The organism is Bacillus sp. SIMBA_031 (assembly GCF_046535225.1).
Lineage (GTDB): Bacteria > Bacillota > Bacilli > Bacillales > Bacillaceae > Bacillus > Bacillus velezensis.
In genome coordinates this window covers 1,070,526-1,088,992 of record NZ_JAWRXC010000001.1, presented here as the reverse complement: position 1 = coordinate 1,088,992, position 18,467 = coordinate 1,070,526, and the positions used below count along the sequence as shown (strand labels likewise).

Here is an 18,467-nt window from a genome sequence, read left to right as displayed (position 1 = left end):
AATGGGGCAGCAACCGGAAATACAAGATATATATCCTTTATCTTTTATGCAGGAGGGCATGCTTTTTCATTCTCTGTTGGATCATGACTCAAGAGCCTACTTCGAACAAGCGGTGTTTACGATCAGCGGACAGCTTGACCGGGAACGATTCCAAAAAAGTATAGATGCTGTTTTTGAACGATACGATATTTTCCGTACGACATTTATTCATAAGAATGTGGCGAAGCCCCGCCAAGTCGTGTTGAAAAACAGGCCGAGCCGCGTTCAGTTCCATGATATTTCTCATTTGGACGAGAAGGCACAAGACAAATATGCCGACCGGTTCAGAAAAGAAGATAAAGATAAAGGCTTTGATTTGCAATCAGACCCTCTCATGAGAGTCTCCATTTTGAAAAAAGCGTCCGAACGCTATGTTTGTATCTGGAGCCATCATCATATCGTCATGGACGGCTGGTGCTTCGGAATTGTCATGAAGGAATTTCTGATGATCTATCAATCTCTCGGAGACGGACGGCTCCCGTCTCTCGAGCCTGTTCAGCCATATGGAAAGTATATTAAATGGCTCATGAAGCAGGATCGTAATGAAGCCGAGATTTTTTGGAAAACGAGACTTGCCGACCTTGAGCAATCGGCGTCTCTTCCGAAAAAATCTGCAGAACCAAATGGCGAACTTGAGCAGGCGGTTTTCACCATTTCGGAAGAGCAGACAAATGAGCTGAAGAACATTGCGGCAAGGGCGGGAGCAACGCTGAATACAGTGTTCCAGGCACTGTGGGGCATGTTGCTGCAGCGTGTCAGCCGCTGTGATGACGCCGTTTTCGGTTCTGTCGTTTCCGGCCGGCCGTCGGATCTCGCAGGCGTGGAAAAAATGGTGGGACTGTTTATCAATACGATTCCCGTGCGGGTGAAAAGCGGTTCATTTTCTTTTCTGGAGCTCGTCAGGCATTTGCAGCAGGAGACGCTGCAAGCAGAAGCGTACAGCTATTATCCGCTGTATGACATTCAGGCGCAAAGCCCTCTGAAGCAAGCGCTGTTTGACCACATTATCGTGTTTGAAAATGTGCCGGCCCAGCGTGAAATTGAAAATGTGAGTCAGGCCGGTTCATTTGATTTTGCGGTAGAGGATTTCACGATGGAGGAAGTCACAAACTACGGATGCAGCATAAAGGTGATTCCGGGAAATTCTCTTTATATCCGCTTAAACTTTGATACCGGTATATACGATCGTGTTTTTATGAAGAATATTGAAACATTTTTACGGCATATGATGAAGTCAGTCATTTCCGACCCTGAAATGAGCGCCTCCGAGATCGCATTGCTGGATGCGTGTGAAGCCAGAAATATGCTGGATGCGTTTAACCGTACAGAAACGGTTGAACCGCCGGCTCCGACGCTTCACGGACTGTTTGCCCGCCGTGCCGCGCTTTCGCCGCATCGTCCGGCGCTCCGTTTTCCGGGCGGCATGCTGACGTACGCCGAGCTCGATCAGTACACGGACAGGCTCGCCTTTCGGCTCCGCCAAAAAGGCATCCGCAAAGAAAGCATGGTCGGCATACTCGCTGAACGCTCGCCGGAGATGGTGGTTTCTGTGCTTGCCGTGTTAAAAGCGGGCGGCGCCTACGTGCCGCTTGACCCGGAGTATCCTGAGGACAGGCTGCGCTATATGCTCGATGACTGCGGCGCTTGTCTTCTGCTCGCACAGCCGGGATTATCCGTTTCCGGTTTTTCCGGAGAAACGCTAGAAGTGTCTCTTTCTGCTCTGACAGGCGAGGCGGAGACAGGGGCTGTCTCTGAAGAAGCGGATGCTGATTCGCTCGCTTATATCATTTATACGTCCGGTTCGACGGGAACACCGAAGGGAGTGGCTGTTGAACACCGTCAGGCCGCCGCCTTTTTATCAGGGATGCAAGGGCAGTTTCCGTTAACGGAAGAGGATATTATCGTGCTGAAATCATCCTTTTCTTTCGATGCTTCCATCTGGCAATTGTTTTGGTGGACGATGTCAGGCGCCTCCGTGTATCTGCTTCCTGCCGGATGGGAGAAAGATCCTGTGCGGATGATTGAAGCGTTTGCCTCAGAAAAGGTGACGACCGCGCATTTTATTCCGGCAATGGTCAACAGCTTTTTAGACGCGCTGGAAACAGAGCCTGAGGAAACAAGAACACGCCTCGGCAGAACACTGACACGCGTGTTTGCCGGAGGCGAAGCTCTTTCCCCGCTTACGGCTGCCCGGTTTGCAGATCTGTTGCCGGAGACCATGCTTATTCACGGCTATGGACCGACAGAAGCGACGGTTGATGCGGCGTTTTACGTCTGTGACCGAAAACGGGACAGCGGACGGACAAGGCTTCCGATCGGAAAACCCGTTCCGGGTGCCCGTCTGTATGTATTAGATAGCGGAGGAACCATCCAGCCTGCGGGCGTGGCAGGAGAGCTGTACATCGCGGGGACCGGCGTGGCCCGGGGCTATCTGAACCGGCCTGAGCTGACGGAGGAGCGCTTTCTCAATGATCCGTTTTATCCGGGAGAACGCATGTATCAGACAGGCGATATCGCACGCTGGACAGAAGACGGCCTTGTTGAATGGCTCGGCCGTTCAGACGGACAAGTGAAAGTCCGCGGCTACCGGATTGAACCGGGGGAAATCGAAGCGGCGATCCGGCGCATCGACGGCATTCGTGAGGCGGCGGTCACCGCCCGGACCGAACACGGCGAAACCGCGCTTTACGCCTATATCGAAGGACGGGAAAGCGATGACGTGCGGGCGGAGCTTGCGACACGCCTTCCGGCTTACATGATGCCGGCTCAGTTCATAAAGATGACCGAATGGCCGGTCACGCCGAGCGGAAAGCTTGACCGCCGCGCGCTGCCGGCTCCCGGCGGAGCGGCAGACAGACAGGCGTACACCGCTCCGCGGAACGTCACGGAAATGAAGCTTTGCGCCCTTTGGGAAGAGGTGCTGAAAAACGGCCCCGTCGGCATCCGGGATCACTTTTTTGAGCGGGGCGGCCATTCGTTAAAAGCGACGGCTCTCGTCTCCCGCATCGCCAAAGAGTTCGGTGTTCAGGTGCCGTTACAGGACATCTTTGCCCGGCCGACGGTGGAAGAGCTCGCTTCGGTTATTCAGGACTTGGAAGAGAGCCCGTATGAAGCGATTCAGCCTGCGAAAAAACAGGACACCTATCCGGTGTCTTCGGCGCAGAAACGGATGTATGTGCTCCAACAGCTTGAAGACGGCGGTGTCGGCTACAATATGCCGGCTGTGCTGGAACTGACGGGCCCGCTTGACCGCGGCCGACTGGAGGAGACGTTCCGGCAGCTTGTGGAGCGGCATGAGTCGCTCAGAACGTCCTTTGAAACGGGGCCTGACGGCGAACCGGTGCAGCGCATCCATGACAGCGTACCGTTTCAGCTGGATGAGGCCGAGTCAGCTGACGCATTCGTCCGGCCGTTTTGTCTGGAGGAAGCGCCGCTCTTCCGTGCGGCTCTCGTGAAAGAATCCGACGAACGTCATCTTTTATTAACGGATATGCATCATATTATTTCTGACGGTGTGTCCGTCAACACCTTGATAAAAGAATTCGGCGAGCTGTACGCAGGCCGTTCGCTTGCGCCGATGCGCCTTCAATATAAAGACTATGCCGTCTGGCAGCGGTCATTTCAGGAGAAAGAAGGATATCAGAAGCAGGAAGCGTATTGGCTGAAGCGGCTAGAAGGAGAGCTCCCGGTGCTTGAGCTCCCGGCTGACAAGCCCCGTCCGGCTGTCAGAAGCTTTGCGGGCGGCAGCGTATCGTGCACGCTTGACGCTGAAACGGCATCCGGCCTTCACCGCATCGCCCGGGATCACGGCTCCACTTTGTATATGGTGCTTCTCGCCGCGTACAATACGTTACTCGCGAGATTGAGCGGGCAGGAAGACATCATCGTCGGATCGCCGATTGCCGGGCGTCCGCACAAAGACCTTGAACCGATTCTCGGCATGTTCGTCAACACGCTGGCCATCAGAACGGAGCCGAAAGGAGACAAACGGTTTACCGATTACTTGGCGGAAGTCCGCCAGGCGGCGCTTGAGGCATATGAGCATCAGGACTATCCGTTTGAAGAGCTGGTGGAACGGCTCGGGGTGCAGCGGGACATGAGCCGAAATCCGCTGTTTGACGTTATGTTTGTGCTCCAAAATATGGAGCGTGAATCCCTGGTGTTAAATAAGCTGCATTTGGCTCAAGCTGCGGATACAAGTCATAAAACCGCAAAGTTTGATGCCACGCTTTACGCGTCAGAAGGGTCTGACGGTTCCATCCGCTTTGATTTTGAATTCAATACAGATATCTATCAAAAACAGACAATTGAAAAATGGCTATCTTATTTTACCCGTATTCTTACAAAAGTAATTGAAAACCAAGCGATACCGCTTGGTGACATTCACGTACTGGATAATGCTGAAACAAATCGCGTCATTTATCAGTTTAATCAGACGAAAAGCGATTACCCAAGATACGAAACCATCAGCCGTTTATTTGAGCGGCAGGCAAAAGAAACTCCCGATGCCCGGGCAGTTGTTTATGATGGACAAATTTTGACATACCGTGAGCTGAACGAACGGGCTAACAGAATAGCGGCGGCTCTCCGATCAAATGGCGTCGGTCCGGAAAGTGTTGTCGCCTTATTAACCGGCCGCACAACAGAGCTTGCTTCCGGAATCCTCGGAATATTAAAAGCGGGGGGCGCCTACTTGCCTATCGGTGACGATGTGCCGCGGGAACGGGCTGAATGGATGCTTAAAGACTGTAAAGCTGATATTCTTCTCCAATCTGATAAACTTGACGGTCTGCCGCTTTCAGGAAAACGTTTATTCATAGAGGATATTCAAACAAAGGCCGGATTGAGTTCGGAAAATCCCGAACCGCTCGGCGGACCTGAATCGTTGGCCTACATGATTTATACGTCCGGGTCAACAGGTGCGCCAAAAGGCGTCATGATTGAACAGCGAAGCGTGATCCGCCTTGTGAAAAACAGCAATTATATTGATTTTACGCCGGAAGATAGACTGTTGTTTACTTCATCATTAGGATTTGACGTTACGACATTTGAAATATTCGGTCCGCTTTTAAACGGCGCTTCTTTATATGTAAGTGACCAGGAAACCTATCTCGATTCTGATGTTCTGGAAACATTTATACAGCAAAACGGCATTACGACACTGTGGCTGACATCGTCTCTGTTCAACCATTTATCAGAACAAAATGAACACGTGTTTTCCGGATTATCCCGATTGATTATCGGCGGGGAAGCACTGTCCCCGAGCCATGTAAACCGGGTTCGGAATGCGCTGCCGCATCTCTCAGTATGGAATGGATACGGACCGACTGAAAACACGACGTTCTCGACTTGCTTTTTGATTGAACAATCATACGATCATTCAATCCCGATCGGGCGCCCAGTCGGAAATTCAACCGCATATATCATAAACAGCAGGGGAACACCGCAGCCGATCGGCGTCATCGGCGAATTATGCACTGGAGGAGACGGTGTGGCAAGAGGATACTTCGGCCGCCCTGAGCTGACGGAAGAAAAATTTGTCCCTAATCCTTTTGTTCCCGGAGAACGGATGTACCGCACCGGAGATTTAGCCCGCTGGCTGCCGGACGGAACGATCGAATATGCCGGGCGGATGGATGATCAAGTGAAAATCCGCGGTTATCGGGTCGAGCTGGGAGAGATTGAAGCCGCACTGAGGAGCCTGGACGGCGTGAAAGAAGCTGCCGTGTCAGTCAGAACCGGGCAGTCCGGCAATAAAGAACTGATCGCATATATGAGTCTGCAGGCGGGCATGGATACAGAAAAAGTGCGTTCTTCACTGTCTAAGCAACTGCCGAATTACATGGTTCCGGCCTATATGATGGAACTTGAGAAGCTGCCGCTTACGCCGAACGGTAAATTGGATCGGAAAAATCTGCCCGAACCGGAGCTCGCGCTTCAAACCGCGTATACAGCTCCCCGCAATGAGCTTGAAGAACAGCTTTCCGTGATCTGGCAGGAAGTGCTCGGCGCAAAACAAGTCGGGATTGAGGACTCATTTTTTGAGTTGGGCGGCGATTCAATCAAAGCGCTGCAAGTTTCCGCACGGCTCGGACGCTATGGGTGGAAAATGACGGCAAGCGACTTATTCCGGCACCCGTCCATTAAGGAACTCGCGCCTCTTATCCGGAAAGCGGAAAGAGTCATCGATCAGCGGCCGGTGGAAGGAGACATACCTTGGACACCCGTTCAGCACTGGTTTTTATCACAGCGGATGAAAAACAGAAATCATTTCAATCAGTCCGTCATGATGTTCAGCTCTGACGCATTGCATAAACAGCCGCTCAAAGAAGCCTTGGAGCATCTTGTCATTCATCATGATGCACTCCGGATCACCGTCAGTGCAGAAAACGAAAGTTTCAGACAAATCAATCACGGTATTCAAAAAGCTGAACTGTACAGCTTGGACATTTGGGATCTGTCTGAGACAGATACTTGGGAAAGAGAAATAGAAACTGAAGTGGCTGCGCTCCAACAGCGGATGGATATTGAAAAAGGGCCGTTATTAAAAGCCGGCTGGTTCAAAACCCGGTCCGGGGATTATTTATTCATCACCGTACATCACCTGGCGGTTGACGGAGTGTCATGGCGTATTCTGCTGGAGGATTTATCTGCCGCTTACACTCAAGCCGTAAAAGGTCAGCCGGTCCAGCTTCCGCCAAAGACCGATTCGTTTAAGCAATACGCCGTAAGGCTTTCAGAATACGCAAAAAGCAGCAAGCTGATGCGTGAAGAAGAATATTGGCGTTTTATTGAAGAAGAAACAGCCGCCGAACTTCCTTATGAAAAACCGCAGCATCAGACGGGAGCCGACAGCATTCGGCGAACGGTAAGCTTTACGCTTACAAAAGAAGAAACGTCCGTTTTGCTTCAGCAGGTCAACCGGGCCTACCATACCGATACGCAAGATATTCTTCTGACTGCCGCAGCTTTGGCTTTACGGGACTGGACAGGGGGCGGCAGACTGCGCATCGCGATGGAAGGGCACGGGAGAGAGCACATCATGCCGGAGCTCGACATCAGCCGCACCGTAGGCTGGTTTACCTCCATGTACCCGGTGCTCATTGACTTGAACACAGCAGGCGCTGAGCTTGGAACGGCTGTAAAAACGGTCAAAGACACACTCGGAAGAATACCGGATAAAGGAATAGGCTACGGCATTTTAAAATACATGACACCGCCTGAACAAAAAACAATCCGCTTCAGACAAGCGCCTGAAATCAGCTTTAACTATTTAGGGCAATTCAATGATACAGAAGATCAGCACACGTTCAGTCTGTCCGGTCTTGCAAGCGGGCACGACATCACGCCGACATGGCAGCGGGAACAAGCGGTGGAAATGAGCGCGATGGCCGCACAAAACAAACTTCACTTCAGTTTGAGCTATCCGCCGAGCCGCTTCCGCAAAGAAACGATGGAACAGCTGCTGCAAACCTTACAGCAATATTTGCGTGATATTATGGCGCACTGCACAGGGAAAGAGGAAGCAGAAAAAACCGTTAGTGATTTTAGCAGCAAAACGTTAACATCTGATGATTTGGACAGCATAGCGAGTTTTGTCGAGGAACTGTAGAAAAAGGCGACGGGGAGATTATAACATGACAAAAAAGAATGCAATTCAGGATATTTATCCGCTGTCTTATATGCAGGAAGGAATGCTTTTTCATTCCCTCCTGCAAAAGGAATCACAGGCTTACGCCGAGCAGGCCTCCTTTTCAATAACGGGGAAGGTTGACACCCGCGTGTTTGAAGAGAGCGTTCATGCCCTTTTCGAAAGACATGATATTTTCAGAACGATCTTTATCAGCCAGAACGTGTCAGTGCCGCAGCAGGTCGTATTAAAAGAGCGGAACGTCAGCATCATTGAGGAAAATCTCACTAATTTAAACAAGGCTGATCAAATCAAGCATATTGAAGAAGCCAAACGAAGAGACCGTAAGAAAGGATTTCATCTGCAAAAAGACATGCTGATGCGGGTGACGCTGCTTCAAACCGGTGAATGTGATTATACGTGTATATGGAGTTTCCATCACATCATTATGGATGGCTGGTGTCTCGGAATCGTGCTGAAAGAGTTCTTCCAGATATACGCCTCGCGGCTCCGCCGGACACCGTTAACGCTTGAGCCCGCTGTGCCGTACGGGACCTACATCAAGTGGCTGATGGAGCAAGATAAAGAAAAAGCCGCTTCGTACTGGGAGCGATACCTTGAAGGCTTTGAGCAGCAGACTGTTCTGCCGAAGCAGAAAAAAGCCGGCGAAAGCAGACAAGAGGAAGTGACGTTTTCCTTTTCAAAAGAGGACACAGCTAAGCTGAAAGAGCTGGCCGTAAAAGAAGAGGTCACGCTGAGCACCATTTTCCACACGCTCTGGGGCATTTTGCTTCAGGCGTATAACCAGACAGAAGATGCGGTTTTTGGTTCTGTTATTTCCGGAAGGCCGTCTGAAATCGAAGGCATCGAGCGAATGATCGGCCTGTTCATTAATACCGTGCCTGTCCGGATCAGCGGGGCGGACATCCCGTTTCAAAAGCTGATCAAAAACGTGCAAAAGGACGCTTTGAAAGGACAGGCTTACAGCTATCATCCGCTTTATGACATACAGGCGAATTCACAGGTAAAACAAGGCTTAATTGACCACATTCTTGTCTTTGAGAATTATCCGGTTGAACAGGAGCTTGATGTGCTGAACAGCAAGGGGGACACGAAAGACCTTTTTCACATCCATGATTTCAGCATGGAAGACGAAACCAACTACAGTTTTTACCTGATGGTGGCGCCGGGTGACGAGATTCATTTGAAAATGAGATACGATTCAAGCGTGTATGACCGCCAATTTATCGAAAATATCAAAGGCCATTTGGCACACATCGTCTCCCAGGTTCTCGACAAACCGGACATCACGCCGGACAAGCTTGAAATCATCACTCCAGGGGAAAAAGCGCAGCTGCTTGCGCCGATTTCTGAAGAGACCGAAAAACCTGAATACGACACGGTTCATGCGATGTTTGAACGGCAGGCCGCAAAAACGCCGAATCAAATCGCGATTCGGTATGAAGGTGAGTCAGTGACGTACAAAGAGCTGAACGAATCGGCTAATAAGCTGGCCCGCCTGCTGCAAAAGCGCGGATTAAAGCGGGAGGAACCGGTAGGCGTCATGCTCGGCCGTTCCCCTTCTTTAGCGGCGGCCGTTCTCGGTATTTTAAAAGCGGGCGGCGCCTTTGTCCCGATAGATCCGGGCAGTCCGAAGGAGCGTATCCGATATGTTATTGAAAACAGCGGCTGCGTCCATGTTGTAACAGAGCGGCATCAGTCAGTCCCCGCGGAACAAGCGCTGCAAGTTACATACATAGAAGAGGCCGGGACGGAAGCGGACGGAAGCAATGTGCAATCCATTAATACGGCGGACGACCTTCTTTATATGATTTATACATCCGGTACGACAGGGAAACCGAAGGGTGTGCTGCTCGAACATAAAAATATGGCCAACCTGCTTTCTGACCAATTGACGAACACAGACATTGATTTTTGCACAAATGTGCTGCAGTACGCATCTTTGGCGTTTGACGTCTGCTATCAGGAGTTATTTTCAGTACTCTTGAGCGGCGGCACCCTCTGTATCGTGCCCGAATCAATCAAACGGGATGTGTCTCAGCTGTTTTCGTTTATTGATCAGCACAACACGGAAGTTGTGTTTTTCCCGACTGCGTTTGTCAAAATGCTTTTCAATGAAGAAGGTTATGCACAGTCTTTTCCCCGCTGTGTGAAGCATGTCATTACGGCCGGGGAGCAGCTGACCGTTTCGCGTTTGTTCAGGCAGACGCTCCGTTCACACGGTATGCATCTGCATAATCATTACGGCCCGTCAGAAACCCATGTGGTTTCAACGTATACGATTTCTGCGGGAGATGACATACCTGAACATCCGCCGATCGGGAAACCGATCCATCATAACAAGATGTATATTCTCAGCAAAAATAGGCAGCTTCAGCCTCTCGGAATTGCGGGAGAATTGTATATTTCCGGGGCGAATACAGGAAGAGGCTATGTGAACAATCCGGCGCTGACCAAAGAGAAATTTTTGCCCGATCCGTTCAGAACGGACGCCGTCATGTACCGGACCGGAGATTTGGCAAGACTGCGTGCGGACGGCCAAATTGAATACATCGGCCGGACAGATGATCAAGTGAAGATCAGAGGGTACCGGATTGAACCGAAGGAAATTGAAACCGTCCTGGCAAATCATCATGCCGTGAAGGAAGCTGCCGTTCTGATTCAAACGAATGAGTCGGGCGAAAATGAATTATGCGCTTACTGCAGCGTCTCACAAGCGACTGATCCTTCTCAGCTGCGGAGAGATTTGGCTAAAGAGCTGCCTGAGTATATGATTCCGGTCAAATGGGCTTTTGTTGACTCAATTCCGCTCACTGCGAACGGAAAAGTCGATCAGCAGGCCCTTCCGGAAGCTTCGGCGTACGCAGCGGGCCGTCGGTATACAGCTCCCCGGAATGTGACCGAGCTGAAGCTTACCCGCATATGGGAAGAAGTGCTTCAAACCGGCCCGATCGGCGTTCACGATCACTTTTTCGAGCTTGGCGGCCATTCATTAAAGGCGACGGCACTCGTTGCAAAAATAGCTAAAGAGTGCAGTGTGCAAATCCCGCTGAGCGATGTCTTCAGCCATCCGACTGTAGAAGAACTCGCCAAAATCATCAGTGAAGCAGAAGAGAACCCGTTCGCATCCATAGAAAAGACAGAAATGAAAGAAACATATCCTGTCTCATCCGCCCAAAAACGGATGTACGTCCTTCACCAGCTTGAAAATGGCGGTGTCAGCTATAACATTCCAGCCGTTTTAGAGGTGAGGGGGCCGTTTGACCGAGATAGGATGGAAGCCGTGTTCAAGGAACTGATCCGGCGGCATGAACCGCTCAGAACGTCCTTTGAAGAAAAAAACGGCCTGCCCGTGCAGAGGATTCATGACGACGTGCCGTTTGCATTTACAAAAGAACAATCAGCCGAAGCGTTTATCCGGCCGTTCGATCTCGGCAAAGCGCCCCTTTTCCGGGCGGGATTTGTCCAAATAGAAAAAGACCGGCATCTGCTTTTAGCTGACATGCATCATATTATTTCAGACGGCGTATCCGTCAATCTTTTGATACGTGAATTCAGTGAGCTGTATGCTGAGAGAAGTCTGCCGCCGTTACGGATTCAATACAAAGATTATGCCGTCTGGCAGCAATCATTTATGGCGGGCGCCGCATATCGGAAACAAGAGGAGTACTGGCTGAACCGGCTTGCCGGTGAGATTCCCGTGCTTGAATTGCCGGCTGATAAGCCGCGTCCCCCGGTGCGGAGCTTTTCCGGTGACCGGGTGTCATTTGTCATCAATGAAAAACATACAGCTCAGTTGAAAAAGCTGGCGAAAGAAAACAAATGCACACTGTATATGACGCTGCTTGGTGTGTACACAGTTCTGTTAGCCCGTTTAAGCGGACAGGAAGATATGATTGTCGGGTCTCCGATTGCAGGAAGGCCTCATGCCGACCTTGACGCCGTTCTGGGCATGTTTGTCAATACGCTTGCTTTCAGGACGCGTCCCGACGGAAGCATGACATTCAAAGAATATTTAAAGGAAATTCGCCAAACAGCGCTTGAGGCTTACGAACATCAGGATCACCCGTTAGAAGAGCTCGTCGATAAGCTCGGTGTGCCGCGGGACATGTCCCGAAATCCGCTGTTTGACACAACATTTGCGCTGCAAAATATGGAACAGCAGAAGCTTAGAGCGGCCGGACTTGAACTGCAGCCGGCAGACGTCAGCCTGCCGATTTCTAAATTTGACTTATCGCTGTACATCTCTGAAAACGCCGGTGAATTGTACTGCCAGTTTGAATTCAGCACCGATTTGTTTAAGAGAGAAACGATTCAAAAATGGGCGGGATTTTTTACGACACTTGCCGAAAACGCCGCGGCTGATCCGGGCTTGGAATTAGACGATATTTCTGTTTTGACAGAAAAAGAAGAAGTGTCTCTGCTTCAAGATTTCAGCCCCTTTCAGAAAACAGCGTTTCCGCTTCATCAGTCTCTTCATGATCTGCTGGAACAGCAGGCGGAAAAAACGCCGGACCGTCCTGCGATTTTAACTGATGACATTTCGATTACGTATCAGGAACTGAACGAAAGGGCAAACGAGCTTGCGCATCAGCTAATCAAGCGGGGGATAAGGCTGGAGGATAAAACTGCCATTATGGGCCGGCGTTCTCCTGACATGCTGATCGGCATTTACGCTGTCTTAAAAGCAGGCGGTGCATATCTGCCGATTGATCCGGATTACCCGGAAGAGCGGATTCGCTTTTTACTGAAAGACAGCGGCGTGAAATTCTTACTGGCAGAACCAGAACTTTTCGCACCAGATCTTTTTGAGGGAGAAATGATCTCTCTGAAAAGCGGACAAACAGGAAACCCTGAAGCTGCGGCCAACCCTAACGTTCGGGTAAAACCTGATTCATTGGCTTATATCATCTATACATCCGGTTCTACGGGACGCCCAAAAGGCGTGCAGGTTGAACATCGGTCAGCCGTAAACTTTTTATACTCACTGCAAACGCGTTATGGATTAAGTGATTCTGACATCATTTTGCATAAAACATCATACTCTTTCGACGCTTCGATTTGGGAGCTGTTTTGGTGGCCGATCGCGGGAGCTTCTGTTTTCCTCCTTCCGCAAAGCGGCGAGAAAGACCCTGAAATGATACTGAACGCATTGGAGAATAACCGCATAACGGCGGCTCATTTTGTGCCATCCATGCTTCATGCTTTCTTGGAATATATAAATTCCAGAAAACAGCCGATCAAAAAGACCTGCTTAAAAAGGGTTTTTGCCGGCGGTGAACAATTGGGCCCGCACCTGGTTTCCCGTTTTTATGACCTTCTGCCGGGAACGGAATTGACAAATTCCTACGGTCCGACGGAAGCGACGGTAGAAGCGGCGTACTTTGATTTACCGCAAGGACAAGAATTTCACAATGTTCCGATCGGCATTTCCGGGCATAACATGCGGCTGTATATTTTAAATCAAAAGAAACAGCTTCTGCCGCCGGGCTGTATCGGAGAGCTGTACATCGCTGGGACAGGGGTGGCCCGCGGCTATCTGAACCGGCCTGAGCTGACAGAGGAGCGTTTTCTCGATGATCCGTTTTATCCGGGAGAACGCATGTATCAGACGGGTGATATCGCACGCTGGACAGAAGACGGCCTAGTTGAATGGCTCGGCCGTTCAGACGGACAAGTGAAAGTCCGCGGCTACCGGATTGAACCGGGGGAAATCGAAGCGGCGATCCGGCGCATCGACGGCATTCGTGAGGCGGCGGTCACCGCCCGGACCGAACACGGCGAAACCGCGCTTTACGCCTATATTGAAGGACGGGAAAGCGATGACGTGCGGGCGGAGCTTGCGGCACGCCTTCCGGCCTACATGATGCCGGCTCAGTTCATAAAGATGACCGAATGGCCGGTCACGCCGAGCGGAAAGCTTGACCGCCGCGCGCTGCCGGCTCCCGGCGGAGCGGCAGACAGACAGGCGTACACCGCCCCGCGGAACGTCACGGAAATGAAGCTTTGCGCCCTTTGGGAAGAGGTGTTGAAAAACGGCCCCGTCGGCATCCGGGATCACTTTTTTGAGCGGGGCGGCCATTCGTTAAAAGCGACGGCTCTCGTCTCCCGCATCGCCAAAGAGTTCGGTGTTCAGGTGCCGTTACAGGACATCTTCACCCGGCCGACGGTGGAAGAGCTCGCTTCGGTTATTCAGGACTTGGAAGAGAGCCCGTATGAAGCGATTCAGTCTGCGAAAACACAAGATACCTATCCGGTGTCTTCGGCGCAGAAACGGATGTATGTGCTCCAACAGCTTGAAGACGGCGGTGTCGGCTACAATATGCCGGCTGTGCTGGAACTGACGGGCCCGCTTGACCGCGACCGGCTGGAGAAGACGTTCCGGCAGCTTGTGGAGCGGCATGAGTCGCTCAGAACGTCCTTTGAAACGGGGCCTGACGGCGAACCGGTACAGCGCATCCATGACAGCGTACCGTTTCAGCTGGATGAGGCCGAGTCAGCTGACGCATTCGTCCGGCCGTTTTGTCTGGAGGAAGCGCCGCTCTTCCGTGCGGCCCTCGTGAAAGAATCAGACGAACGCCATCTTTTATTAACGGATATGCATCATATTATTTCTGACGGTGTGTCCGTCAACACCTTGATAAAAGAATTCAGCGAGCTGTACGCAGGCCGTTCGCTTGCGCCGATGCGCCTTCAATATAAAGACTATGCTGTCTGGCAGCGGTCATTTCAGGAGAAAGAAGGGTACCAGAAGCAGGAAGCGTATTGGCTGAAGCGGCTTGAAGGAGAGCTTCCGGTGCTTGAGCTTCCGGCTGACAAGCCCCGTCCGGCGGTCAGAAGCTTTGCGGGCGGCAGCGTATCGTGCACGCTTGACGCTGAAACGGCATCCGGCCTTCACCGCATCGCCCGGGATCACGGCTCCACTTTGTATATGGTGCTTCTCGCCGCGTACAATACGTTACTCGCGCGATTGAGCGGGCAGGAAGACATCATCGTCGGATCGCCGATTGCCGGGCGTCCGCACAAAGACCTTGAACCGATTCTCGGCATGTTCGTCAACACGCTGGCCATCAGAACGGAGCCGAAAGGGGGCAAACGGTTCACCGATTATTTGGCGGAAGTCCGCCAGGCGGCGCTTGAGGCGTATGAGCATCAGGACTACCCGTTTGAAGAGCTGGTGGAACGGCTCGGCGTACAGCGGGACACAAGCCGCAATCCGCTGTTTGACGCCATGCTTGTCGTCCAGAATATAGAGCATGAGGAACTGCTGTTGGACGGTTTGCATATTCAGCCTGCGGATGTGTCCCGTCCGGTTTCCAAATTTGATGTCACTTTACAGGCTTCTGAAGGCGGGGGACAGATTCATTTTCTGTTTGAATATGCGGCGTCTTTATTCCGGAGAGAAACAATGCAGCGCTGGGCTTCCCACTTTATGACGATGCTTGAACACATTGTCCGTGAACCGGAAACTTCTTTACAAGCGATCAGCATGCTGACTGCTCCGGAACGGAACCGGATTCTTTCGGACTTTAACGGCTTGATGGATCAACAGCTGCCTGAAAAAACAGTTCATGAACTGTTCATCACCCAGGCGCGAAAAACACCTGATGCCGCGGCCCTTATCAGCGGGGAAACATTGATCACATACAAAGAATTAGATGACTGGTCGAATAAAATCGCCAGAGCTCTGCAAAAACGGCAGATCGCACCTGATGCAGCCGTCGGCATTGTGATACCAAGATCGCCGGAACAAGTAGCGGCAGTCTTCGGGGTTTGGAAAGCCGGAGGAGCCTACGTCCCGATAGATCCTGAATATCCGGAGGAACGCAAGCAATATATCATCTCAGACAGCGGCACAGCGCTTCTCCTTACCGCACACGGTGCGATAGAACAAGTGCCTGATCGTTTTAACGGTGAAGTGCTCGCACTGGAGGATATCCAAGAACAGGATGCTTCGCCGGTCCAGTCATTATCAGCACCGGAAAATTTGGCTTACATCATTTATACATCGGGAACGACAGGCAGGCCGAAAGGGGTTATGGTCGAACATCGATCCGTCAGCCAAACCCTTCAATGGCGGAGCGGATTTTATGATCTGAATGAGAAAGATACGGTTCTTCAGCTCTTTTCATTTTCCTTTGACGGTTTTGTAACAAGTATGTTCACACCGCTGATTTCAGGTGCGAAGGCGGCCGTTTTAGCCGAAGATGAAGCAAGAGATATTCTTGCTATTAAACACTATCTTGCATCTTACCGCATCACTCACATGATCATTGTTCCCGTACTGTACCGTACACTGCTTGACGTACTGGAGCCGGAGGATGCAGAGTCTCTCAGAATTGTCACATTAGCCGGAGAAGCTGTCGACCAAAACATTATCAGCCGCAGTTTATCAGTTTGTCCACACACTGAGCTTGCCAATGAGTACGGACCGACGGAAAACAGCGTCGCCACTACCGCGGCAAGACATATAGAACAAAGTGAGAACATCACGATCGGCCGTCCGATTGAGCATTCACACGTTTATATTTTAAACGGGGATCACCCGCAGCCGATCGGTGTAACGGGAGAACTTTGCATCTCGGGTTCCGGCCTTGCAAGAGGGTACCGCAATCTTCCTCAGCAAACGGCCCAAGCCTTTGTCCAAGACCCGTTCCGGAAGAACCGGCGCATGTACCGCACGGGCGACCTGGCAAAATGGCTGCCGGACGGCACGCTGCAATATATCGGCCGAATGGACGAGCAAGTCAAAATCAGAGGCTACCGGGTGGAACTGAAAGAAATTGAATCCGCCTTAACAGGCATAAAAGGTGTCAAAGAAGCAGCTGTCACCGCTCATACCGCATCAGCAGGCCAAACGGAACTATGCGCTTATATCGTGACAGAAGAAGGAACAGAAAGTGAAACCGTGCAGCAGGCACTCAGAAATGAAATGCCCGCTTATATGGTGCCGGCGTTCTTTGAAACACTTGAAGCCCTGCCTGTCACACCGAACGGGAAGCTTGACCGCCGCGCGCTTCCTGAGCCGCGGAAAAAAGCGCACACCGGACGGGCATTTACCGAGCCTGAAAGCGACATGGAAAAAGAGCTGTCCGCGATTTGGAGCGAAGTCCTCGGAACTGAAAACATTGCCGCGGATCAATCATTTTTTGAACTGGGCGGCGATTCCATCAAAGCCCTGCAAGTATCAGCCCGATTACATCAGGCTGGAAAACAGATCGCCGTAAAAGATATTTTCAGCCGGCCGACAATTAGGGAGCTGGCGCCTTATGTCCGTACAGAGCGGCAGCCGGTCAGCCAAGCTCCTGAAGAAGGAGAAGTGAAGTGGTCGCCGGTTCACAAATGGTTCTTCACACAAGACATGAAGGAAGCAAATCATTTTAACCAGTCCGTCATGCTGACGAGAACAAATTCAATAGATGAAGAGATCCTGAGGAAAACGTTAAAAGCCATTACCGTTCATCATGATGCCTTGCGCCTTGTCTGCAAAAAAGACGAAGAGAAAGGTCTTCTCCTTTTCAACAGACCGGCTGACCTCCTAGATGAGCAGCTTTACAGCCTGACCATTTTAGAAACGGAAGGCGATGAGCATGAGAAGGAACGTTTTGTAAAACGCCGCGTCGCAGAGCTTCAGAGAAACATGGATTTGGAGAACGGGCCGCTGGTACAGGCAGGGCTGTTCCGCTCTGAAGCAGAAGATTACTTGTTTCTGACGGTCCATCATCTCGCTGTCGACGGGATATCATGGCGGATTTTATTGGAAGACTTGGCTTCTGCTTATGAGCAGGCCGTCTCTGGACAGGAAATCAAACTCCCTCCGAAAACCATGTCATTCAAAACATATACGGAGCAGCTGGCCGATTATGCCGAAAGTAAACAGCTGCTTCAGCAGGCGGAGTATTGGCGGGAGATTGAACACTATCAAACAGAAAGTCTTCCTTACGAGCAGGCAGATTTATCTCAAACTTCTGCAAAAAACCGGAACACGGTATCCTTCACTCTGACAGAAAGTGAAACGGACGCCCTGTTGAAAGATGTGCACAGCGCCTACAATACGGATACGCAAGATGTGCTTTTGGCTTCCGCCGTGCTCGCTGTTCAGAAATGGTCGCCGCGGCACGCTTTGAAAATCGCCCTTGAAGGACACGGACGCCAATCGGAGCAGGCAGGTGCGGACATCAGCAGGACGGTCGGGTGGTTCACTTCCATTTACCCGGTGCTTTTCCGGAGCGGAGTTTATGAACCTCATGAAGAATATGAAATTCGCACATTGAAAACCGTCAAAGACACATTGCGGCGCATTCCGGATAAAGGGAACGGATACGGCGTCCTCAAATATTTAACACCGCCGAAGCTTGCCGGGATGACTTTCGGGAAAGCACCGGAGATCAGCTTTAACTATCTCGGACAATTCGATGCGCCCGGCGGGAATCCGGCAGAAACGGAACAGCCAGACGCGTTTCAGTTTTCTCCTTTGGGAGGCGGAGATGATGTGACAGATACATGGAAACGGGAGCAGTCACTTGAAATCAGCGCGATTGCGGCAAAAGGCCGGATGACCGTCAGCATTTCCTATGAAACGGAGCGCTTCCGGCAAGATACGATCGAACGGCTGTCCGAAAGCTGCCGGTATTATCTCCTGAAACTGTCGGAACACTGCCTCAGCAAAACCGATACGGAGAAGACCGTCAGTGACTTTGATGATCGGGAGCTGACTGAGGAAGCCTTGCAGGATATTGCCGACTTACTCAGCTTCCACTAAAATCGAGCGGGAGGA

At 51.3% G+C, this 18,467-nt stretch carries 2 protein-coding genes; both read left to right on the top strand.

Annotated features, from left to right (window positions below):
- Position 1: 1 nt before the first annotated feature.
- Complete coding sequence (locus tag SB724_RS04905; RefSeq protein ID WP_410570295.1) at positions 2–7,651, top strand: amino acid adenylation domain-containing protein; 7,650 nt, start codon at positions 2–4, stop codon at positions 7,649–7,651.
- Between the two features lie 25 nt (positions 7,652–7,676).
- On the top strand, positions 7,677–18,452 hold the full coding sequence (locus SB724_RS04900; RefSeq protein WP_410570293.1) for a non-ribosomal peptide synthetase: 10,776 nt from the start codon (positions 7,677–7,679) through the stop codon (positions 18,450–18,452).
- The last annotated feature ends 15 nt before the right edge of the window (positions 18,453–18,467 follow it).